Source organism: Rhizobium rhizogenes NBRC 13257 (assembly GCF_000696095.1).
Classification (GTDB): domain Bacteria; phylum Pseudomonadota; class Alphaproteobacteria; order Rhizobiales; family Rhizobiaceae; genus Rhizobium; species Rhizobium rhizogenes.
This window is the reverse complement of record NZ_BAYX01000004.1, coordinates 221800-243833: the sequence shown is the minus strand read 5'-3', so window position 1 is coordinate 243833 and position 22034 is coordinate 221800. Positions and strand designations below refer to the sequence as shown.

Below are 22034 nucleotides of genomic sequence, written 5' to 3'. Positions count from 1 at the left end.
GTGAATGAACAAGGTTCTCCTCATCGACGACGACGTCGAATTGACGACGCTTCTGCAGGAATATCTGGCGGAAGAAGGATATGACGTCTCAACTGATACGGACGGTCGCGCCGCCATTGCGGCAGCCGCCGGCAATGCGGTGGATATCATCGTGCTCGACATCATGATGCCCCGAATGAACGGGATCGAAGTTCTACAGAGAATCAGGAAGCTGAGCCTTGTTCCCGTATTGATGCTGACCGCAAGAGGCGATGACATCGACCGTATATCGGGCCTCAACCTCGGCGCGGACGACTATGTGCCGAAGCCCTGCTCGCCAGGTGAACTTGCGGCCAGGCTTCGCGCGATTTTGCGGCGCGCGGGCCAGCCTACGGCAGGCACGGCGACCGACACGCTAAGGGCAGGGCAACTCGTGATCCATCCGGGCAGCCGGACAGCCGAATGGCGCGGCGCGGCTTTGGATCTGACCGGCACGGAGTTCAGCCTGCTCGAAGTTCTCGCCCGCAGCGCCGGCCAGCTGGTATCGAAGCAGGACATATCAAAGCGGGCTTTCGGCAAGCCGCTCACGCCCTTCGATCGCCGCATCGACGTCCATATCAGCAGCGTTCGCCAGAAGCTCGGGCTCAGGGAGGACGGGCAATCCTGGATTCAGTCCGTTCGCGGCCAGGGCTACCAACTTCTGGTGGACTGACCATGCCCCGGCTTTTCTGGAAGTTCTTCACGATCATCTGGCTGACGCTTGCGGCGTCCGTCGCGGTTATCATCATTATCGTCAATCTCCTTCAGGCCGTTCCTTTTGCACGCGAGCTGGAGGCAGAACGGCGAGCGCTCATCCTGAACCTTGCCGCAAACGTGCTCGCGAAGGATGGCGAGGATGCCGCCAGACACTTTGTCGGCGCAAGCGAAGAGACGCTGCCGCTAGGTCTGACCATTTCGAAGGCAGCGGAAGCCGCCGCCTGTGCGGACGCGAATGCGGCCAACACAAGATCCGTCCTGAGGGACGGAGTTTGCTATCGGATTATCCTGTCGGCTCCAGCCGGTTCCATTTTGGAGAACTTTGCGCCGTTCATGCCGTGGCTCGCGATCCTAATCTCGAGCACGATCTCGGCAGGCGCGCTCGCCCAATACCTCATTCGTCCCGTCGTTCATCTGCGCGATGGATTGAGCGCGCTCGCTCACGGCCGCTTCGATTTCCGCATCGGTGACAAGATGGCCGGCCGAAAGGATGAGGTCACGGCACTTGCCCATGATTTCGATTCCAGCGCCGCGCGGCTGCAGGAGCTTCAGGATGCGCAGCAGCGGCTGTTTCATGACGTATCGCATGAGCTGCGCTCGCCCTTGTCCCGTCTGCAGGCCGCGGTGGGCGTGCTTCGGCAGAACCCGGCGAAACTCGATGTCATGCTGGATCGCATGGATCGCGAGGTCGAGCGGCTCGACGTCCTGGTGGGCGAGATCCTGACGCTGGCCAGACTGACCGCGGGCTCCAGTCTTCCGCTGAAAACGCAGTCCCTCGATGTCGTCGACCTCCTGAACGAGATCCTTGGTGATGCGACATTCGAAGCCCAGATACGGGCGATCGCGATCACGGCGAGCGTCGACGGTATGTTCCTAGCCGATGTCGAGGGCGAGCTGATCTACCGGGCGCTGGAAAACGTCATTCGCAACGCCATCAAATATACCGCCGAGCGCTCGCGAATATCTGTGCGTTGCGAGATGACAGCCGATCTCCTCAAGGTCCGCGTCACGGATCAGGGACCAGGCGTCAGGCATGACGAACTCGAGCGCATCTTCCAGCCGTTCTCACGCGGCAATGGCGCCGTACCGAGTGATGGATATGGCCTGGGTCTTGCAATCACCAGACAGGCTATCGAGCGTCATGGCGGGCGGGCATATGCATCCTTGCCAGCGGCCGGCGGCCTGACCATCACCCTCGAAATCCCCCGAAAGCCGACGACCTTTGGTCCGGCGAGCGATCACGCCTAATCTGGCTCAATCTTCCAAGATGTGCGGCGGGAAGGCGGCTCTCGTTGAAGCGGTTCAAAGTTGAAATTCAGGCAATGATTAGCACCTGATCTCGAAGTTTTACCCAACTTTACACTGCCTTTACGGCCATTAACGCAGGCATCGCTAAAATCTGAACCCACGATCCCGGTTCGGAAGATTTGCCACATGACCTTTAGCCTTCGGCTGCCTGAAATGCGTTCGCAGGGCGTGTTCTGCGTCGTTCTGCTCTTGTCGCTCTCCTCTTGTGCAAGCGTGCCACTGCATCAGGGTACGTCTCTCGGTTCCTACGCTGATATGACCGCATCGGGGGGCTCGCTGACGAAGGCGAAATTGCGGGTGGACCCGGCGCCAGTACTTGCCGCACAGACCGTGCGTATCGTACGGACGTCGGCGCAGATCGGTAACAGTGGCGCTTTCGATCCTAAAAACCTGGCGCTCGTCACCAATGCGATCGACCGGGCGCTCTGTACCGGCCTCAGCGACCGTTTCCAGGTCGTGGCTTCGAACCAGCCGGCCGATCTCGTCGTCCACGCAACTGTCACTGACATCGTCCCAACGAACCGGACGGCCGCAGCGACTTCCGCCGTGGCGTCCCTCGGCACGTCAGTGGCGCTCGCCGTACCAATTCCAAGGATTCCGATCGGTCTCGGCGGCCTGTCGGTCGAAGCCGAGGCGGTCGGTCTGGACGGAACCCAGAAGGCGGCCATGCTCTGGTCGCGCGGCGCAAACATGCTGACAACAAAGGCCAGGATCTCGACGGTCGGGGATGCCTATTCGCTTTCCTCCGCCTTCGGCGCCGACTTCAGCCGCATGCTGGTCAAGGGCCAGGACCCATTCAAGGGAACGTCGATGATACCGTCGGCACAAAAGATAAAGGCGTCGCTTGGCGGCGGCCCGAAATACGACGCTTGCAAGGCATTTGGCTCAGCACCCGGCATTACCGGAGCAGTTGCCGGCCAACTGGGTCTGCCGCCGGGCTGGAGCGACAAGGGCGCAGCGACCACTCAATAACCGCCGTACCGCACTGCACGCGCTCCGTGGCTGGGCGACCGCCATTCAGCTACTCGCAACCAGGCGCCAGCGGCGCCTCACGTAAATCTATAGAAAAGAGGACGATACGAAAATGCATCTAAGGTTCGCAGCGGCAGCCGTCGCAATTCTTGCCGCAAGCCCCATCTTTGCCGCGGAAAAGCAGGCCTATCTGCCACCGCAAAAGGCTGCTGCCATTCTCGCCGACGGGCTTCCCTGGCTGGCTGATGCACCTGACGGCAAGACCCTTAAGGTCACCCTGAATAAGGATGGCACTGGAAGCATACGTGGCCCACTGCCGTTTACGCTGTCCCTCACCTGGTCGGTCAAGGGCGATACGATGTGCATCCTCGGCAAGATGGGAACAAGGTGCCTTCGCTTTCGTGAGGCTCCCGGCGGGCTTCAGGGCTGGGACGGCGACAAGCCAGACCTGAAGTTCAGTCGCTAAAAGCTCTCGACGAGGTATCGGCCGCCCTGGGCTTGGGCGTGATGAGCACGGGGGACGCTGCTGCGATGCTGATGACAATGCTTATCATCGGCCTTGTGCTTGGCGGAACCCTTGCGCTGATGGCACTGGGTCTGACCATTCAGTATGGTGCGGCTCGGATCGTGAATCTGGCTTTCGATCGGAGCACGTTAACTTTACGGTGCCCTCCAGTTGCTTTTTGCAATTCCGATAAATCAGCTTCCACGAATGTTGGATTGACTCTATCGTATGCAATGCATAGATTTTTTTTGTAATATTCCTGCCGTGCGCCTGCGTTAAAAAATGACGGAAACTGGCTGACGAGGCATTTGATGGACATGACCCACCCATCTCGCGACGACTGTCCCGAGGAATTTAATCTCACACGTCGGAAATTGATGCTGGGCGGCGCCTTGTTCGCTGGAGGCATACTGCTGTCTCCGGAGATTTCGGCTCAAACTCTGGGTGCGGTCGCGCCGGAGGTTTCGTCAAACTTCATGGACGTATCGTCGCTCCTCATCGACCATCACTTGGATCCCGAGGTCGGGGCACGCATGGCTGCCGCCATGCTGCGGATAAATCCGGAGATGGCGCAGGATATCGGCGCAATTATTGACATTGCGAAGAAAAAAAACGCCAGGATCGTCGAGGATTTCTTTGCCGACATTCCGGAAGGGCGCGTGAAGGACACGGCCCTGGCCATCATTTCGGCCTGGTATACAGGCGTTGTGGAAAATTCCGCCAACGCGGAGGTCTTCGCCTTCGAGACGGCGCTTATGTACCAACCAACCCATGACGTCATGACAATCCCGACCTACGCGATATCCGGTCCGAATGGATGGAATGCGGAGGCTCCGGCTCTTGGCGATATGCCGACATTCTGACGAAAGCCGCCCCGTGCGCGAAGGCGCGTAGCGGGCGGCTTTCACACAAATCGAGCAAGACGCCCCGGAGGACGACTTTGTCATGGGATCGGCTTGCGGCGGGTTTTGACGTGCCTATTCGAGCCTTTGGATAGTTGGAATCGATAAGATGGCAAACGATTATAGTGCGGACGTCATTGTCGTTGGAACAGGCGTTGTCGGTTGCCTCGTCGCCGAGCAGGCGCTGGACGCGGGCCTGTCCGTTCTCATGCTGGAAGCCGGCCCTCGCGTGGAGCGCTGGCAGATCGTTGAAAATTATCGCAACGTACCGCCACGGTTCAAGCAAAACTGGAATGCGCCCTATCCGGCGAAGCCCTGGGCGCCGCATATTGAATCAGAATTGGTAGACGCCACGACCGACTACCTGCAGCTTGAAGGACCGAACGGGCGGGCATACCGTCAGGGTTATGTGCGTTACGCCGGCGGCGCTACCTGGCATTGGGCGGGCATCTGTTGGCGGCTGCATCCCGATGATATGCGGATGAAAAGCCTTTACGGCGTCGGCCGGGATTGGGCGTTTGATTACAACACGCTCGAACCATATTATACCCGCGCCGAATATGCGCTGGGTGTGTGCGGTCCGTCCGAGGTTGAGCTGCAATGGCCGCCATTGCCGCGCTCCAAGCCCTATCCCATGGGCCGTATTCCCTACGGCCCGGGCGAACAGCGTTTCACAGACGCCGCCGCACGGGTGGGCATCACCAATCTTCCCGCCCCTCAAGCTCGCAATAGCGGTGTTTCCTACGACGGACGACCGCCTTGTTGCGGCAACAACAACTGTTTTCCAGTCTGTCCGATCTCGGCGAAATACGATGCGGCATCGGCTCTGCCAAGGATCGAATCCAAGGGTGGCCGGATTCTCGCCAATGCGGTCGTCTACAGGGTGGAGACGGATGCAAAGCAGAACATTCAGGCGGTCCATTTCTTCAATCCCAACAAGGAATCGCAAAAGGTAACCGGCAGGCTTTTCGTCATTGCCTGCAATGCGATAGAGACGCCGAAACTGCTACTGATGTCCAAGGACGATCGCAACCCGAATGGCGTTGCCAATCATTCGGATCAGGTCGGACGCAATCTGATGGACCAGCCCAAGATCAGCGCGCAGATGGTGCTCTCAGAGCCGATGTGGACGGGCGTGGGCCCCGTGCAGGGCAGCAGCATTATGATGACCGGGCAAGGCGCTTTCCGAAGCGAACATGCCGGTGCCATGCTTCGCTGCGAAAATGCAGCTCTCAGCGCCGTTGGCGGTCTGGCGGCGCTCTCGAAGGGACTGGTCGGCAAAGCTTTGGACGCGGAGATACGCCGGCTCTCGGCCTGCACCGCGCGACTGACGATCGAGCACGAGATCCTGGCGGATCCCAATAACCGCCTGACATTGTCGGATAAGAAAGACTGGCTGGGCCTCAGCAAGCCGAACATCTATTATGATGTCGGCGACTATGTGCGCCGCAGCCACCAGGAATATACCCTGCCGCTGCTGAAGAAATTGATCGCGGAGCTTGGCGCCGTCGAAAGCAGCATCGCCACGACCTTCACCAATAGCGACCACATGATGGGGAGCTGCATCATGGGCACCGATCCCACCGACTCTGTCGTCGATGTCGACTGTCGCGCGCATGATCATCCGAATCTTTTTCTGCCCGGCGGCGCGGCGATGACGACGGGCGGCTGCGGCAACAGCACCATCACCATGGCGGCCTTGGCCGTGAAGGCCGCCGATGCCATCGTTGACCAATTAAAGCGGGGCTGAGCGTGGACACTTTCTTCCGTCTCTTCAGCGCTGCAATCTGTCTGATGTCCGTGAGCTCGACGGCCCTCGCCGCCGACGATGATGCGCAGGCGGCCTCCGTCAAGCGCGGCGCCTATATCGCCACCGCTTCGGACTGTTCCGCCTGCCACACGGCACCAGGTGGCAAGCCATTCGCGGGCGGACTTGGCATCGTCTCCCCGGTGGGCACGATTTACTCCACCAATATCACCCCTTCTGCGACGGCGGGCATTGGGCAATATACGGAAGAGCAATTTGCCCGGGCCGTGCGGGCGGGCGTTCGGGCCGATGGTGCGAACCTCTATCCGGCGATGCCCTACACGTCATATAACGTGCTGACGGACGCGGATATCCACGACCTCTACGCCTACTTTCAACACGGCGTGACACCCGTCGACACGGCGCCGACGCGTACCGCGCTGCCATTTCCGATGAATATTCGCCTGTCGATGATGGCGTGGAACCTCTTATTCCTCGGCAGCGGCCATAGCGAGGCCGACGCCACGCAATCGGCCGAGTGGAATCGCGGCAAATACCTTGTCGACGGGGCGGCGCATTGCAGCACCTGCCATACGCCGCGCGGCTTCCTGATGCAGGAATTGTCTTCCCACTATCTGGGTGGTGCGCAAGTCGGCCAGTGGTATGCGCCCAACATCACCTCGGATGCCAACAGCGGCATTGGGAGCTGGAGCAAGGACGAACTGGCTCGCTATCTGGCAACCGGCTCGCTGCCCGGCAAGGCGCAGGCCGCAGGCAGTATGGGAGAGGCCGTCGAGCACAGCTTTTCCCAGCTCACGCCGGACGATATCTCGGCGATATCAACCTACATCAAAACAGTGGCGCCGCTGCATGACGCGTCAGATGAGCAGTCGCGGTTTGGCTACGGTAAGCTCTTCTCGCAGCTTGCAAGTTTGCGTGGAGCAAACCCGATCCGCTCGGATACGGACGAGCAAGCCAACGGCGCGGTGCTGTTTTACGGCAATTGTGCCTCCTGCCATCAGGCTTCCGGCCAAGGCAGCAAAGATACCTATTATCCGAGCCTGTTCCACAATTCGGTGACAGGTGCGGCCAATCACAGCAATCTGATCGCCACTATTCTGAACGGCGTCAACCGGACGACACCCAAGGGCCAAGCCTTCATGCCCGGTTTCGGCGGCAAGGCGAACGACATCAATGCTCTGAACGACGCCCAGGTCGCCACGCTGGCGAATTACGTGATCGAGAACTACGGCCGCGCCGGCACTCCGGTCTCACCCGCCGATGTCGCCCAGGTGCGGGCCGGTGGCCCTGCGTCGTCGCTCCTGCTGCTCGCACGCATCGGCATTGCCGTGGCCGTCATTGTCGGCTTGGCGATCTTGCTGCTGCTTGTTGTTTGGCGGCAGCGGCAGGCCAGGGTGGTTTAGCTGGCTTCTCCGTGTCGGTTGGCGGCTACGCTCCCTTACGGATAGATGCTCCATCGCCGGAGCTGCCGGCCTCGTGAAACATCGCCATCTGTGAATCGGCGCGGCTGCCCCGATGCCGTTCGATGCCATAAGCAATTGCTTTTGCAGAGGTGACTTGGGTCGCTGCGCGATGCTTATTCACAAATCGGTGTTCAAACGCATCGAATGAAGGAACTCTAAGGCGCCCAATGCCGTTACAACTGAAGCGGCTCTCCCGATAGCCAACTTGGCGGTGGTGGAAAACTCTTAAATCAAAGCCGTTCTCATCGACAATGTTAGCCGTGCATTCAGGCATGACCCTGGTGAATATGGAGTGACATGTAATGTACAACGCGAAACGTGATGGACAAGGCGGCGGCGCCTCAAGCGCAATCCCGTCAATGGGTCTCATCGAGGGCCGGATCACCGTTCTCGAGGTTGTGGCTATGACTTCTCTCGGGCTCTTGCTTAAGGTTGGAGACAAACGCGCGGCTCAGCATGTGCTTTCGACCATTCGGAAAGCCATGCGGGCAAAATGCGATGATATTCATCTGGGTATATCGGATGCTGACTCAGCGATTGCCTATGCGCAGGAATTGCTCGATGCAACTTTGGACAGTACCGAGTTTCTGACGCCAAAATCGATAGCCGACGACCTTTTGATCGCCTGATGCCTGGCCGTCCATTCGATATTCAATGTGGGTGATGGCCCCTTGCGTGAGACGCTGGGGCTGGTGAACACGGCCCCCGCAAAGGTGCGGCGGCCGCTCAGGCATCGTCGTAACCGACGACGCCCTTGATCTCCGTGAATTCATGCAGGCCGAACTTGCCGTATTCGCGGCCGTTGCCCGACTGCTTGTAGCCGCCGAAAGGGGCCATGCCATCCCAGGCCGAATTGTTGAGACGGACCGTGCCCGCACGCAGCCGTCCGGCAAGCACTCGCGCCTCCTGCGGATCGCCCTGGATATAGGCGGCAAGGCCATAGGGCGTGTCGTTGGCGATCGCCACGGCCTCGTCCTCGCTCTCGTAGCCGATGATCGACAGCACCGGCCCGAAGATCTCCTCGCGGGCGATGGTCATGGAATTGGTCACGCGCGTGAACACCGTCGGACGCACATAATAACCTGCGTTGAGATGCGACGGCCGCCCGAGCCCGCCCGCCACCAACTCGGCACCCTCCTCGACCCCCTTGGCGATCAGCGCCTGGATCTTCTCGAACTGGAGCGCGCTGACGACCGGCCCGAGTGCCGTGCGCGGATCCGAGGGAGCGCCGACGACCAGGGACGCCGCTTCCCGCGCCGCGATCGCACCCGCTTCGTCCATACGTTCAGCCGGCACCAGCATGCGCGTCGGCGCATTGCAGGACTGGCCGGAATTGTTGAAGCAACGGCGCACGCCACCGCTGACCGCTGCCTCGAGATCGGCGCTGCGCAGCACGATATTGGGGGATTTTCCGCCGAGTTCCTGGTGGACACGCTTGACGGTCGGGGCGGCGGCCTGCGCAACGGCAATACCGGCGCGGGTCGAGCCGGTGAAGGACACCATGTCTATATCAGGATGGCTCGACAACACGGCGCCGACGGTCGGTCCGTCGCCCTGCACCAGGTTGAAGACACCTTTGGGCACGCCTGCTTCATCGAGAATCTCGGCAAAGATGATGGCGTTGAACGGCGCGATCTCGGAGGGCTTCAGTACCATGGTGCAGCCCGCCGCCAGCGCCGGCGCGACCTTGCAGGCAATCTGGTTCATCGGCCAGTTCCAGGGCGTGATCATGCCGACGACGCCGATCGGCTCGTGGACGATCCGGGTGGAACCCTGCATATAGTCGAACTGGAAAGCCTCGAAGGCTTCGATCGTCTTTTCGAAATGGGTGACGCCGATACCGGCCTGATCCGACCGCGCCATGGCGAGCGGTGCCCCCATCTCCCGCGAAATGACATCGCCGATCTCGTCGTTGCGGCGTCTCAGGATTTCAAGAATGCGCTTCAGCAGCGACAACCGCTCGTCCCGCGTCGTCCGCGAGAAGCTGTCGAAGGCAGCGCGGGCGGCCTTGATCGCCTTCTCGGCATCCGCGACCGAGCCCAAAGCGACGGTTCCAATCGACTGCTCTGTCGCCGGGTCGATGACCTCAAGGGTCTTCAACACCTCGGGATCGACCCATTTGCCGTCGATATAGAATTTGTGGGCGTTTTCCATGGCTGTCTCCATCGCTTGGCCGTCTCGCATTCCTCAGATCGAATAGCAGAATAGCCTGTCTATTCCGAGAGCGGTGCCGCATATCGGCCATCGCCAGCAGACGATTCCGTGAAGTCGCGGCTGCGCGGCTCATCATTCTCCCGGAAGTCACATTTCAGGGTCTCAAATCAGTCTCAATTGACGTTCAGGTCTGGTCGACCAAGCTGCGGACAGATCACGGTAGAGCCTGCATGAAACGACAAACAATCCTGCTGCTCGCGATGCTGTCGCTCCTGCCCGTCCCGGCTCTCGCTCATCCGCATATCTTCATCGACGCGAAATTCGAAGTTGTCGCCGCACCGGACGGCTCGATCAGCGAGCTGCGCAACATCTGGCACTTCGACGAGGTGTTTTCCTCCTCGGTCCTCATGGATTTCGACAAGGGCGACAATCAGACGCTGAGTGCAAGCGAACTGAAAGCAGTCGGCAAAACGGTCAGGGATTCGCTCGCGCAGTATAATTACTACACGAACGTCACCAGCAACGGCAAAGCGGTGCCGATGGCCAAGCCGGATGCGATCCAGGCCGATTACAAGGACAGTTCGCTAACCCTGACCTTTTCGCTGAAGCCCGAAGAAAAGACCTTCCTCAAGGGAACCACGATCTTCGGGATTTATGACAAGACGCTCTATACAGCGGTCGATTTCGCTACCGACGACGATATGACCATCTCGGGGGCGGCCTCCGGCCGCTGCAAGCGCAAGGTCGTGAGGCCCAATCCCAAGGAAGTCATGGCGGAGAACCAGGCGGCGCTGACCAGCATGTTCTTCAGCGATCCCAAGGGTACCGATTATTCGCTGCTCGTCGCAACCCGGCTGGAAGTCCAGTGTTGACCCCATGCGACTATTCAGGACGGCTGCGGCGAAAAAAACAATGGCGTCGTGTTTAGCGCCGGTTTTTCAGGTTCATGAAATGTTGTGACGTTATTCTCGCCCGTAGCCTTCGCAATCGCGGCGCTGGAAAGGATCAGTTCGTCCATGACCAGGCGCCTACAATTGCCAGCTCGCGAATACCACAATGTCTTTCAACGCCTCCATAGACCCATATGAAACCCGATAAATGTCACACCGCCTCTCCCCTAAACGTCGAAGAGCATATCGACCGCCAGCCGGAGGCAATGAGTGCTTTTAGACTTTTTGCCATTTTGGAAACCTTAAGCTGTGGTAGTAATGCCGCAGGGGCGTCCAGGGATCGGGTGTTGTCAGAGTGTTAGTAGTCGAGACATCTTTCTCCGCCCGGTTGCTGGCGCTAACCGGGATTGGTCTGGTGACCATATTCGCAATCGGCGCGTTTCCCGCATCATCGATGGCGCAGGAAACCACAACAAAGTCCACCTCCGACACCTGGGTCGTGACGCTCGGCGCCACGGTGGAATACGGTCCCAATTATGAAGGCTCGAAGCATTATTCCTTCAGCGCCTTGCCGTCCTTCGACTTCTATCGCTTCGGTGACACCCCTGAATACAGCGCCCCGGACGACAATTTCGACTATACGCTCTTCGACCTCGGCAACCTTGAAATCGGCCCCGTCGTCGGCTTGAGGGATGACCGCCTGGATCTCAACAATCTGCATCTGCAGAGCGAGCGCAGGGTGCGCTGGAACTTCGATGCCGGCGGTTTCGCACAATACTGGCTGATGGAAAATCAGCTTCGGCTGCGGACGGAAGTGCGCCAGTCCCTTTGGGGCGGCGATGGCCTTGTCGCCGATCTGGCGCTCGATTGGTTTCAGCCGGTTGGCGACAAATTGGTCCTGTCCGCCGGACCGCGCATGTCGCTGGCCAACTCGACCTACATGCGCAGCAACTTCGGCATCTCTGCCGGCCAAGCCGCGAGAAACGGTCATGTCAGGACCTTCGACGCCGGCGGCGGCCTGAAATCGGTCGGCTTCACGGTGGCTGCGACCTATACGATCACGCCCCAATGGAGCGTGCAGGTCTATGAGAAATATAACCGCCTGGTGGGCGACGCCGCCGACAGCCCGATCACCTCGCAGTTCGGCTCACCCAACCAGAATATTATCGGCTTTACCCTCAATAGAACCTTCAACATCGACTTTTGAGGCGCTGCGCGCTTCATGATCGGCGATGTAGTTCCGCGTCAGCGGCAGGACGTCGTTGCGTTTGGTGATCTGGATCTGGAAGACGACGAGATCCTCGTAGCGGAACGCGGCTTCGGCGGTCGAAAGATAATATTCCCACATGCGGCAGAAGCGCTCGTCATAGAGCTTCGCCACCTCGTCCCAGCGCGCCATGAAACGCTCGCGCCAGCTTTCGAGCGTGTAGGCATAATGCAGGCGCAGCACCTCGACATCGGTGATCGACAGGCCGGCCGCCTCGATCTCGGGCACGATCTCCGAAAGTGCCGGAATATAGCCGCCGGGGAAGATATATTTGTCGAGCCAGGGGGTGGTGAAGCCGGGCGTCGCCGAGCAGCCGATTGTGTGAAGAACCATGACGCCATCGTCCTCCAGCAGTTCCGCGCATTTGCGGAAGAAGGTCCGGTAGGATGACAGGCCGACATGCTCGAACATGCCGACGGAGACGATCCTGTCGAAACGGCCCGTCAGGCTGCGATAGTCCCTGAGTGCGAATTGCACTTCCGCCGGCGCTCTACTGAGGCTAACCGGCACCCGTTTCGCGGCATAATCATGCTGCTCTTCCGACAGAGTGACCCCGAGGACATAGCCGCCAGGCGCCTGCTCGGCCAGATGCAGCGCGAGACCACCCCAGCCGCAGCCGATGTCGAGAATGCTGTTGTCCGGCTCGATCAGGAGCTTGGCCGCGAGGTGCCGCTTCTTGGCGAGCTGCGCGTCTTCCAGCGATTGATCTGCATGCTCGAAATAGGCGCAGGAATATTGCCGGTCCGGGTCGAGGAACAGCTCATAGAGCCGACCATCGAGATCGTAATGATGCGCAACATTAGTCTTCGAACGTCTCGGCAGGTTGCGATGACGGAAGATCCGCAGCTTCGTGCGGATATGATCGATGATGCGGGCGATCAGCGGATGCGTGCTGTTCTGCGCCTCCCGCAGCATCATCGCCACGAAATCATAGAGCGAGCCGTTTTCGACAAGGAAACGGCCGTCCATGTAAAGCTCACCAAGCCTTGCATCGGCATCGATGAGAAAAGCCCATTGCGCCCGATTGTCGGTAAAGCGGACACAGACGAGGTCGCCGGTGCCATCGCCGAACGTCAGCGCGCGACCGCCCGCCGTCATCACGACCAGCGATCCCCGCGACACGATGCTCGAGAGCGCTCGCTTCAGGCTCCAATCCGCGAGGCTGAATGCCAATGTATTGTGACGATGGTCTTCCGCTGGCAATCCGGACATTATCGATCCTCACCGCTGTGGGGGCGCAGCGAACCGCGCTTCTCGTGCCAGTCGCCCCCGCTCGTCGCCTCGCCGGAAGCACCCGCAATCAGCCAGACGCCCGTCAGGATCAGGCCGCTGCCGATCACCTGTAGGCCGACAACCGGCTCACCGAAGACGAGCCAGCCGGTGGCGATGATCAGCACGTAGCTGATGCCGGAAAGCGGGAAGGCTCGGCTGAGGTCGAGTTCGGACAGCACGTTCATCCAGATGAAGAAGCAGGCGATCTCGACGGCGATCGCCGCCAGGATCCAATGCGAACCGAGCGCCTGCCACAGCCAGCCGACCCCGGTCGCATCGCCCAATTGTTCGGCGCCGTGCTTGACGAAAAACTGGAAAAGCGTGTTCAACACCGGTACCGCAAGCCAGGATAGGCGCATCGACGACATCACTGTTCCGCCTCATCTGTGGAAAGCAGTGGCGAAACCAGCCGCAATATCTTCTGAAGAACCGGATTGCGATGGCGGAAGAACATCGTGTTGGCGGTCAGCTGGCTGCCGAGCCGCACCTTGTTTTCATAATAGGCTTGGCCGCTTTGATAACGGCCGATGCCGTGGTCGAGGCAATAGCGCAGATTGGTGAACCAGCTCAGGAAATAGAGATTGTAGGGCCGCCCCGCCTCGCCATCCATGCAGAAGAACTTGTCGATGGCGATGTTTTCGTCATGTACGATCAGGTTGGCGGCCAAGAGCCGGTCTTCGACGAAATAGAAGGCGCAGAAGGAGCGGCCGCGCATACGGGCAAGGATGCCCTCGAAATAGGCGGGAGTCAGCTCCTCGAACTGCCATTCGCTACGATTGCGCGTGTCATGGTAGAGCGCCATGACCTCGGGCAGAAAATCGCCGAAATCCGTCCGCATTTCGACCCTGACCTGCTCGAAGGATTTCAGCTTGCGGCGCATGTCCTTGCGCGTGCCGGAGGAAAGCCTTGCGAGATATTCATCGATCGTCTTGAAATCCATATCGAGCCAGGCGGTCGGCAGGCCGCCGATCGAGGCATAGCCCCGGCCCGAGAGCAAGCCGCCGAACTCGGCGGTCACTGGCGCGGGAATATCCTTGATGCCCATCAACGAGCACTCTTCCGTGGCCGCAAGCTCCTCGAAGAACGACAACAGCTCGGCAAACAGCACCGCGCGGCGTTCCGGCGGCACGTCGGGGTGAAAACCGACCGCGCCCGTTTCGGTGCAGGGAGAACCGAGGCAGGCAAGACGCAGCGTCAGGAATCCGGAGAAACGTTGACGTATGCGGCGTACCGCCTTGCGGAGCCGGCCATCCTCCAGCGTGGTGTCCAGGGCATAGGGGCAGAGGAAGACCGGCATGGCGGCACTCACGCGTCCATCCTCCACGATGGTGATGTAGCGCCATTCGAAGCCATCGATATCGGCTTCCTCGATAGCCAGCAGGCAATCATAATCCTCGACCTGACCGCGAAAGCAGGCATTCCAGGCATCGCAGCCGACAGCGCGGATGCTGAAATGCACCTCGGCGACAGGATCCCGGTCCGGCACGGGGAAATATCTAGGCAAGGGCTTGAGCATGGCTTGCCTCGAAAAAGTCGGCGGTAAAATCCGCCACCTGGCGATGCTGACGGTCGACATGGATCATGTGGTAGCTGTCCTTGATCCATCTGAGTTCGTGCGGACCGCCGATGTGATCGGAAATGTAACGCGCATGCTTCGGGCTGCTGAGGTCGTCATCCTCGGCATGCAGGATCAGCGTCGGCGTCTTCATCTGCGGCAGCCGGCCCCTCAGGGTCTTGCCCAGCCGATGCATTTCGACCAGCCCCTTGCCGGGAAATGTTTCAAGAACGCCCTCCCCGGACATATTCCCGATCAGCCGGCGCATGCGCTCGTCCTTGATCCCGAGGGATGCGGTCTCGCGGAAATTGAGACGGTCGAGAAAGGGAATGCGCGACAGCCAGCTGATCTGCGAGGACAAAAGCGGATAGTAGAAGGGCACATCCCAGCCGTCATAGTGAAAACAGGGGGAATAGATCGCCACGGCGCGGATCGTCTCCGGCTGGCGTTCGGCCGCCAGCATCGACAGCTTGCCGCCAACGCAGATACCGGCGGCGAAGACCTCTTGCGCTCTTTCCGCGAGCACCAAAGATGCCTGTACGACGCTTTCCAGCCAGTCCTCCCATCGCGAGCGCCGCAGCGTGCCCGCATCCACCCCATGGCCGGCCAGCAATGGCGCATAGACGCTGTAGCCCTTGCGGTTGAGGTGGCGCGCGACCAGCTTCATCTCGGCCGGAGCCCCGGTCAGCCCATGGATCAGGAGGACACCTTTTCCATTGGTGCCCTCCAGATAAAAGCTCAACTCATCGGCTTTCATGAGAAAGCTCCGCCTGCCGGTTCTCCTTGGCCATGAAGCCGAGGGCGTGGCAGGTGCTGATCACATGCGTACCGGCCTTTTCCTGCTCTTCCTTGATCTGCTCGTGCAAGGTCGGCAGTTTCGTCCAGTGGGTCTTCGGGCGGTAGTGATGTTCGGCATGATAGCCGTTGCCGAACCACAGCCAGTTGTAGAACGGTTTGTGGCTGCTGACGCCCCAGGCGATCGGCTCGTCCGGGTCGCCGTGCAGATGCTCGTAGTAGCCGTTCAGCGACGACAGACAGTTGCCGAGATAATAGAAGGGCACGAAGAACAGTACGGCCTTCCAGTCATAGATCAACGCGATCGCGGCGAGGCCCAGGAAGAAGAACAGCTCGAACCGACCCCATTTCGCATCGAAGGGACGGCGGCGGGCGATAGCCTCGTGAATGTCGCCAAGGCTGTCGCGAAAGAAGCTCAGGAAGGTGTAAGACCACACATTCTCCGGCTCGCCATTGCGGCCGTGGCGGTAGATCGACAGCATGTCGATCGTCTCGCCCTTATCATCCGGCCGGTCGCTGTTGCCGGAGTGATGGCGCATATGCACCCAATGATAATAGGTCTGCGAGAAGCCGATCGCGACAGATTCCAGCAGGCTGAAGGCATAGTTCATCCAGCGCGGCTTGAAGTAGGGCGTGTGGATGAAATTATGGGATATGCTGTTGATGTTCCAGGAGATCGACACGGCATAGAGGCAGCCGAGAACCGCCGAGAGCCACAAGGGTCGGCTTTCGAAGCCGACGATCAGGTAGACATCGAAGGCGAGATGCGCCACGGCGGCCAGAACCGGCGCCACATCCCATCTGGTATGAGCAAAGATTTTCATAGTCCGGTTACTCCCACGCAAGCCACGCCGGCGGTCACGAGGAACACGCCCGTCGCGTGGCGTAGGTTGATATTTTCTTTGAAGATCACGGCGCCGGCGAACACGATGACCACGTAGCTCAGCGCCATCAGCGGAAAGGCTATGGTGAGGGGAACGCGTTCGAGCACGGCGGTCCAGGCGAATAGCTCGACCGCCCAGAAGAGGATACCGAGCCATGTGACCGGCTTTGTGAGCGCGACCAGCAATGCGCTTTCGTTCGCCGATTGCTTGAAGCAGACCTCGCGCGCCGTTTCCGCCAGCACGCAGAAAAGGATGAGACCAAGTATCGGAAAGGTCAGGCTGCCACTCATGCCATGTACTCCGCCAGCACTTCGAGCAGCGCGTGATTTGCAGCGCTGTTGATGTTTCTGGTCGTCTCGACCTTCGGCCGGATGCGCGGCTGATCGATGAAGATCTCGGCCCGCTTCATCAGCTTGGTCCGAAGATCGCCGGCATAGCTCGGCGCGGAATAATCGCCGATGACATCCGCGCCGATGATACGATGCCGGCTACCAATTTCACTGATCAACGCCAGGAGATAGGGGAGCCGCATGCGGCCTTGATCCCAGTTGGTGACGGCATCGTCGGCGGCAAGCACATCCTTGTCGATCGTCAGATAGACGGCCTCGGTGCGAATCCGGCTCAGCATCCGGTCGATGAAATTGTCCTCACCGATCGCGGCGATGGATTTCCAGTGCAGCGCGCCCTTGTCCTGCCGATAGCTGGCGCCGCTGCCGTAGTCGGCAAGCACTCGGCTCGGCGGATGTTCGTAGGGGTAGAGTTCCAGCTTGCCTTCACCGAGCCAATGCAGATTGGCGCCCTTGCGCTCCGGGCTGCGGAGATCCCGGCTGCAAACGCCGATGGTGATGACCTTCTGGATATGACGATGGGCAAGAGCGCTGTTGACCCAGGATCCGCAATGCATGCCGCCTTCGAAGGTGACCCAGTCCGGATGATTGTCGAAATGGATGAGGGTCGTGGCAACAGGCTGTCGCTCCAGCGCTCCTTCGAGAAGCAGGGCTGTCACATGATGAAAATCGCCCGAGCCCATGAAGCAGAGCTGCGGATCCTTGCCGAGCGTCGGGGTGCTCTTGGCGATATCGCGGGCGAGCTCGGCAAGAGCATTCTGCCGACCCCAGAGCCGGACCGCTTGGCCGGCTCCCTTGTCGAAATACTGATGCGCGCCCGCAAGCTTGCAGGCGCGCACGAAATCGGGCTGCAGCTCCAACGCATCATCGAGATGAAGAAGAAGGAGCTGCACCGTCTTATCTCCGGGCTGCGCGCGTCAGAAGCTGGTCGAGCAGGGCAAGCGCCAGATCGATCTCCTCACGCGTGATAAGCAGGTTGGGCGCGAAGGTGATGACATTCTTGTGGTAGCCGCCGACGTCGAGCACGAGGCCGTACATCTTGGCGCCGACCTGCAGGTCGCCCTTCATGCCTTCGTCGCAAAGCCAATCCATCGTCGCCTTGTCCGGCGTGTAGCTGTCGTCCTTGCAGATTTCCATCCTGAGCGCGAGGCCGAGCCCGTCGACTTCGCCGACAATGGCATGACGCTGCTGCAACTGCTTCAGCCCGTCGAGGAAATAGGCGCCCTTGGCCATGATGGCGGTGCCAAAATCCTCTTCTTCCAACATTTTCATCGTTTCGAGAGCCACAGCGGTCCCCATCGGATTGCTGGCGAAAGTGGAATGCGTGGAGCCGGGCGGGAAGATGGTCGGGTTGATCATCTCCTCCCGTGCCCAGACGCCTGAAAGCGGGTTGAGCCCGTTGGTGACCGCCTTGCCGAAGACGAGAATGTCCGGCGAAACGCCGAAATGCTCGATCGACCAGAGCTTGCCGGTGCGATAGACGCCCATCTGGATTTCGTCGACGACGAGCAGAATGCCGTGTTCGTCCAGCACCTTCTTCAGCTCGACGAAGAAGTTCATCGGCGGAATGACATAGCCGCCCGTGCCCTGGATCGGCTCGATATAGAAGGCGGCATATTCCGACTTTCCGGCCTTCGGATCCCAGACGCCATTATATTCGCTCTCGAACAGACGGGCGAACTTCTGGACGCAATAATGCCCATACTCCTCCTTCGACATGCCCTTCGGGCCACGGAAGTGATAGGGGAACTCGACGAACTGCGCCCGGTCGCCGAAATGGCCGTAACGACGGCGATAGCGATAGCTCGAAGTGATCGCGGAGGCGCCGAGGGTACGGCCGTGATAGCCGCCTTCGAAGGCGAACATCAGGCTCTTGCCGCCGGTATAATTGCGCACCAGCTTCAGCGAATCTTCAACCGCCTGCGAGCCGCCGACGTTGAAGTGAACCCGGCCCTTGTGCCCGAACTTGCGCTCGGCATCCTGGGCGATCATCGCCGCAAGCTCCACCTTTTCGCGGTGCAGATACTGCGAGGCAACCTGCGGCAGCCGGTCAAGCTGGCGATGCGCGGCGTTGTTCAGACGCTCGTTGCGATAGCCGAAATTGACGGCGGAGTACCACATCTGCAGATCGAGGAACGGCGTCCCGGACCGATCGTAGACGAAGGAGCCTTCGCATTCTTCGAAGAATTTCGGTTTTGCCGTGTAGTGGACGGTATCGCCGTGGGAGCAATAGGCCTCCTCGAGGATACGCAGCTCCTCTTCGGACTTGATCGGCAATTGCGTCTCGCCACTGAAGGCTTCGGCTACATTGGTTTTCATTAGATGCCTCTTGGTCTTGTTCATGCGGTCTTGGAATGCAGCGGCGCGCGCTGTCCGCGCGTGACGCTGGGAAGAACGGCTTTCATTTTCGGAAGCAGGTCGGTGAAGGTTTCGAAGGCGACATAGGGAATGCCGCGGTCTTCGCAGTAGTCGATCAGCTTGGCTTTCGCGAAGACGAGATCGACCTTGTCGGACACGCAGAAATCGCTTCGCCCGTCACCGATGTAGATCTGCAGATCGGGGCTCTTGACGACCCGGCATTTGCAGACGCCGGACCCGGATAGACAGCCGCTTGCCGTCGGCGATGGGAAGAGAGAATAGGATTCCCGGTCATCGGCAAGGCAATAGCTCAGCACGTTGGCAACGATCGGTATGTCGCCAATGCCATGGCGCGCCAGGATATGACGAATGAAATAATCGACACCGTCGCTGACGATGGTAACAGGCAGATCGCTGCCGCGGCAGTACGCCAGGAACTCTTCAAAGCCGGGATCGATGGACGCCGTGTCCAGCAGGGCGTCGATATCCCGCCTGCTCGCCTGGACGAGGGCGATCTGGCGGCGCATGCACTCGCCCGACCCCATCAGCCCCTGCTTCCACTGGCGCTCTATATCTTCCCACTCGGGATCGGCGAAACGGGATAACACCATATCCGTCGCGTCTTCGATGGATATGGTTCCATCAAAATCGCAAAACACCTGCATGAAACGCCCTTTCGCCTTGTCCTTGGGTTGCGTTTAACAACCGTGGATGAGCCAGGCATGAGGGGAGAATGATGCGAAAATGAAATCGTGGTAAAGTTGACTCTATTCCGTCTTGGGCAATCGCAGGTCGACTCGCAACCCTGTGCCCCAGCGCGGGGTCGACAGCTCTATCGCGGCGGCAAGCCGGTCCGCCGTATCGGCGACGATTGCCAGGCCGAGCCCGGCGCCCTCGGTATGCAGCGTATCGATCCGGTAGAAGCGCTGGAAGACGGCTTCGCGTTCGTCGGGCGGAATACCCGGCCCGCTATCGCTGATCGATATCAGCCAGAGCTCGCTTCCGGCGGTGATCATGACCTCGATCCTGCCGGCGACCGGTGTGTATTTGATGGCGTTGTCCAAGAGGTTGCTGACCATCATGCGCAGCAGCGATTCATCCGTCTTGACCTGCGCCGCCTCGTCGCCCTCCAGTACGACATCGAGCTGCCGGCTGTTGATGATGTTGCCGAACTCCGCCAGCACCGACGCCACCATATGGTAAAGCGGCACCGGCGTCGGATTGAGAGGATGATGGCTGACCCTGGCAAGTCGCAACAATTGCTCGATCAGATGGATGGCGCGGTTGTTGCTGGCCACGAGATCGGCGACGATCGCCTGCCGCTCCTGCTCGCTGTCGCTATTGCCCAGCATCTGCAGTAACAGCTTCACGCTGGCCTGCGGGGTGCGTAGTTGATGTGCCGCGAGATCGGAGAAACGCCGCTCGAGCGTCAGGGAATGGCCAAGCTTCTCGAGAAGCTGGTTGATCGAGCGGCCGAGCGGCAACAGGTCCCGTGGCAGGCCTTCGACGGGAATCGCCGAGAGATCATCGGGCGAGCGGGTGCGGATCTGACGCACCAATCCGTGGATCGTCCGTAGACCACTGTTGATGCCGAGCCAAATGAGAAAACCGATGACCGGCACCAGCACCAGCAGCGGAAAGAAGAGATTGAGCAGGATGTTGGAAACCAGCGTTTCGCGAAGGGCGATCTTTTCGCCGACCTCCATCACGATCGTCGAATTCGGTATCGGCAGCGAATAGACGCGCCATTCCTCGCCGCGATAGGTGATGGTGGTGAAGCCAACCTTCTGCTGCGGCACATCCGACAGGAACGCCGTGCTGCTGTAGAAGCGGATATGGCCGTCGTCCCAGGCACGGAACATATGGGCATCGGCATAGTCGTCAGCGTCCTCGTTGAAGGCGAGCTGATTGTCCATGTTGAAATCGATATCGTCGATCTGCCTCGGGGCGCGGTCGGGCTCCCTTTCCAGCGGCCGGCGCAGCAGGCCCCAGATGATATTCGCGTCGTTTATAAGCTGGGCATCGTAGATATTGTCGATTTCGCGCGTCGCGCTGTTGAACGCGAAGGCGCCGACTACAACGATCGTCACCACCACGACCGGCGCGATCCTGAGGAAAAGCTTGCGGGTAAGTGTGGAATTGCTCATCGCTCGATCATGTAGCCAACGCCGCGGATCGACTTGATGAAATCGCTGCCGAGCTTCTTGCGCAGATTGTAGATCGTCACCTCGATCGTGTTGCTCTCGACCGTGCTTTCGGCATCGTAAAGTGCATATTCAATATCGTTCTTGGTCACATATCGGCCGCTGCGCTCCATCAGAAGCTTCAGCAGGTGGAATTCCTTGGCCGTGGTGTGAACCTGCACATCACCCTTGCGGGCAACCATCGCCGAGGGGTCGACCTCGATATCGCCACAGCGGATGACGCTTTCTGTTCGTCCGTCGCGACGGCGGATCAGCGCGCGCATGCGGGCCAGCAGCTCATCGAGATCGAACGGCTTGACCAGATAATCATCGGCGCCCTCGTCGAGCCCCTCGACCTTCTGGCGCACGGCATCGAGCGCCGTCAGCAGCAGGACCGGCACCGAATTGCCCCTCTGCCGAATGCCTCTCAAGACCTCCATGCCACTGAGCCGCGGCAGGTTGATATCAAGCACGATTGCCGCGAAATCCGAATGCTGGGCAGCTTCCAGACCGGACTCGCCGTCGCGCATCCAGTCGACGCCGTAGGCGTGCTTCTCCAGGGCCTTCTTCAGGGATGACCCCAGAATATTGTCGTCTTCAACTAGCAGAACACGCACGGTCGATCTCGCTTCGCCGATGGGAATTATGCACCCGATGTGAACCGCAATTGGAGCGG

At 59.8% G+C, this 22034-nt stretch carries 23 protein-coding genes; 10 read left to right on the top strand and 13 right to left on the bottom strand.

Annotated elements, in window-relative coordinates:
• Nucleotides 1-4: 4 nt before the first annotated feature.
• The 8 genes from RRH01S_RS10600 (at nt 5) to RRH01S_RS10565 (ending at nt 8282) form a co-directional block, all read left to right on the top strand.
• Entirely contained in the window at nt 5-691 is a 687-nt protein-coding gene (locus RRH01S_RS10600) for a response regulator (RefSeq protein ID WP_042471565.1), read from the top strand.
• Between the two features lie 2 nt (nt 692-693).
• On the top strand, nt 694-1983 hold the full coding sequence (locus tag RRH01S_RS10595; protein WP_034521759.1) for a HAMP domain-containing sensor histidine kinase: 1290 nt from the start codon (nt 694-696) through the stop codon (nt 1981-1983).
• 186 nt (nt 1984-2169) lie between these two features.
• Entirely contained in the window at nt 2170-3015 is an 846-nt protein-coding gene (locus RRH01S_RS10590) for a DUF3313 domain-containing protein (RefSeq protein ID WP_034521760.1), read from the top strand.
• Nucleotides 3016-3127: 112 nt separating this feature from the next.
• On the top strand, nt 3128-3481 hold the full coding sequence (locus tag RRH01S_RS10585) for a hypothetical protein (protein ID WP_034521761.1): 354 nt from the start codon (nt 3128-3130) through the stop codon (nt 3479-3481).
• Nucleotides 3482-3831: 350 nt separating this feature from the next.
• Nucleotides 3832-4383, top strand: a complete 552-nt coding sequence (locus RRH01S_RS10580; protein WP_034521762.1) for a sorbitol dehydrogenase family protein — start codon at nt 3832-3834, stop codon at nt 4381-4383.
• A 148-nt stretch (nt 4384-4531) separates the two neighbouring features.
• Entirely contained in the window at nt 4532-6172 is a 1641-nt protein-coding gene (locus tag RRH01S_RS10575) for a GMC family oxidoreductase (RefSeq protein ID WP_012652756.1), read from the top strand.
• 2 nt (nt 6173-6174) lie between these two features.
• Nucleotides 6175-7593: a cytochrome c gene (locus tag RRH01S_RS10570; protein ID WP_034521764.1), complete on the top strand. Its 1419-nt coding sequence runs from the start codon at nt 6175-6177 to the stop codon at nt 7591-7593.
• A gap of 362 nt (nt 7594-7955) precedes the next feature.
• A complete protein-coding gene (locus RRH01S_RS10565; protein ID WP_037219006.1) occupies nt 7956-8282 on the top strand; it encodes a hypothetical protein in 327 nt (108 codons plus the stop codon).
• Nucleotides 8283-8379: 97 nt separating this feature from the next.
• On the opposite strand, the gene RRH01S_RS10560 is transcribed toward RRH01S_RS10565, so the two are convergent.
• Nucleotides 8380-9807, bottom strand: a complete 1428-nt coding sequence (locus RRH01S_RS10560; RefSeq protein WP_034521766.1) for an aldehyde dehydrogenase family protein — start codon at nt 9805-9807, stop codon at nt 8380-8382.
• A 230-nt stretch (nt 9808-10037) separates the two neighbouring features.
• On the opposite strand from RRH01S_RS10560, the gene RRH01S_RS10555 reads away from it, so the two are divergent.
• The gene (locus tag RRH01S_RS10555) at nt 10038-10679 is read left to right on the top strand and encodes a DUF1007 family protein (RefSeq protein ID WP_034521768.1); all 642 of its coding nucleotides are present in this window, start codon (nt 10038-10040) and stop codon (nt 10677-10679) included.
• 14 nt (nt 10680-10693) lie between these two features.
• Here the strand turns inward: RRH01S_RS10555 and RRH01S_RS35095 are convergent, their stop codons facing one another.
• Nucleotides 10694-10825: a hypothetical protein gene (locus RRH01S_RS35095; RefSeq protein ID WP_258719660.1), complete on the bottom strand. Its 132-nt coding sequence runs from the start codon at nt 10823-10825 to the stop codon at nt 10694-10696.
• A gap of 326 nt (nt 10826-11151) precedes the next feature.
• On the opposite strand from RRH01S_RS35095, the gene RRH01S_RS10550 reads away from it, so the two are divergent.
• Nucleotides 11152-11904, top strand: a complete 753-nt coding sequence (locus RRH01S_RS10550) for a MipA/OmpV family protein (protein WP_153510569.1) — start codon at nt 11152-11154, stop codon at nt 11902-11904.
• On the opposite strand, the gene RRH01S_RS10545 is transcribed toward RRH01S_RS10550, so the two are convergent.
• From RRH01S_RS10545 to RRH01S_RS10495, 11 genes are all read right to left on the bottom strand, one after another.
• Nucleotides 11845-13176 carry an SAM-dependent methyltransferase gene (locus RRH01S_RS10545; RefSeq protein ID WP_042471557.1) on the bottom strand — a complete coding sequence of 444 codons (1332 nt, stop codon included), beginning with the start codon at nt 13174-13176 and terminating at the stop codon, nt 11845-11847. The genes RRH01S_RS10550 and RRH01S_RS10545 overlap by 60 nt on opposite strands.
• Nucleotides 13176-13604, bottom strand: a complete 429-nt coding sequence (locus RRH01S_RS10540) for an EamA family transporter (protein WP_034521772.1) — start codon at nt 13602-13604, stop codon at nt 13176-13178. The genes RRH01S_RS10545 and RRH01S_RS10540 overlap by 1 nt, the downstream gene beginning before the upstream one ends.
• A complete protein-coding gene (locus RRH01S_RS10535; RefSeq protein ID WP_042471554.1) occupies nt 13604-14752 on the bottom strand; it encodes a GNAT family N-acetyltransferase in 1149 nt (382 codons plus the stop codon). The genes RRH01S_RS10540 and RRH01S_RS10535 overlap by 1 nt, the downstream gene beginning before the upstream one ends.
• The gene (locus RRH01S_RS10530) at nt 14733-15548 is read right to left on the bottom strand and encodes an alpha/beta hydrolase (RefSeq protein ID WP_034521777.1); all 816 of its coding nucleotides are present in this window, start codon (nt 15546-15548) and stop codon (nt 14733-14735) included. Before RRH01S_RS10530 ends, RRH01S_RS10535 begins: the two co-directional genes overlap by 20 nt.
• Nucleotides 15535-16410, bottom strand: a complete 876-nt coding sequence (locus tag RRH01S_RS10525; RefSeq protein WP_037219016.1) for a fatty acid desaturase family protein — start codon at nt 16408-16410, stop codon at nt 15535-15537. The genes RRH01S_RS10530 and RRH01S_RS10525 overlap by 14 nt, the downstream gene beginning before the upstream one ends.
• On the bottom strand, nt 16407-16760 hold the full coding sequence (locus RRH01S_RS10520) for a DMT family transporter (protein ID WP_037219018.1): 354 nt from the start codon (nt 16758-16760) through the stop codon (nt 16407-16409). The genes RRH01S_RS10525 and RRH01S_RS10520 overlap by 4 nt, the downstream gene beginning before the upstream one ends.
• Nucleotides 16757-17710, bottom strand: coding sequence for an arginase family protein (locus RRH01S_RS10515; protein ID WP_007694604.1), 954 nt, complete (start codon nt 17708-17710; stop codon nt 16757-16759). The genes RRH01S_RS10520 and RRH01S_RS10515 overlap by 4 nt, the downstream gene beginning before the upstream one ends.
• 4 nt (nt 17711-17714) lie before the next feature.
• Nucleotides 17715-19136, bottom strand: coding sequence for an aspartate aminotransferase family protein (locus tag RRH01S_RS10510; protein ID WP_042471811.1), 1422 nt, complete (start codon nt 19134-19136; stop codon nt 17715-17717).
• Nucleotides 19137-19156: 20 nt separating this feature from the next.
• A complete protein-coding gene (locus RRH01S_RS10505) occupies nt 19157-19840 on the bottom strand; it encodes an MtnX-like HAD-IB family phosphatase (protein WP_037219022.1) in 684 nt (227 codons plus the stop codon).
• 102 nt (nt 19841-19942) lie between these two features.
• Nucleotides 19943-21322, bottom strand: a complete 1380-nt coding sequence (locus RRH01S_RS10500) for a sensor histidine kinase (RefSeq protein ID WP_037219023.1) — start codon at nt 21320-21322, stop codon at nt 19943-19945.
• The gene (locus RRH01S_RS10495; RefSeq protein WP_007694608.1) at nt 21319-21975 is read right to left on the bottom strand and encodes a response regulator transcription factor; all 657 of its coding nucleotides are present in this window, start codon (nt 21973-21975) and stop codon (nt 21319-21321) included. Before RRH01S_RS10495 ends, RRH01S_RS10500 begins: the two co-directional genes overlap by 4 nt.
• Between the last annotated feature and the right edge of the window lie 59 nt (nt 21976-22034).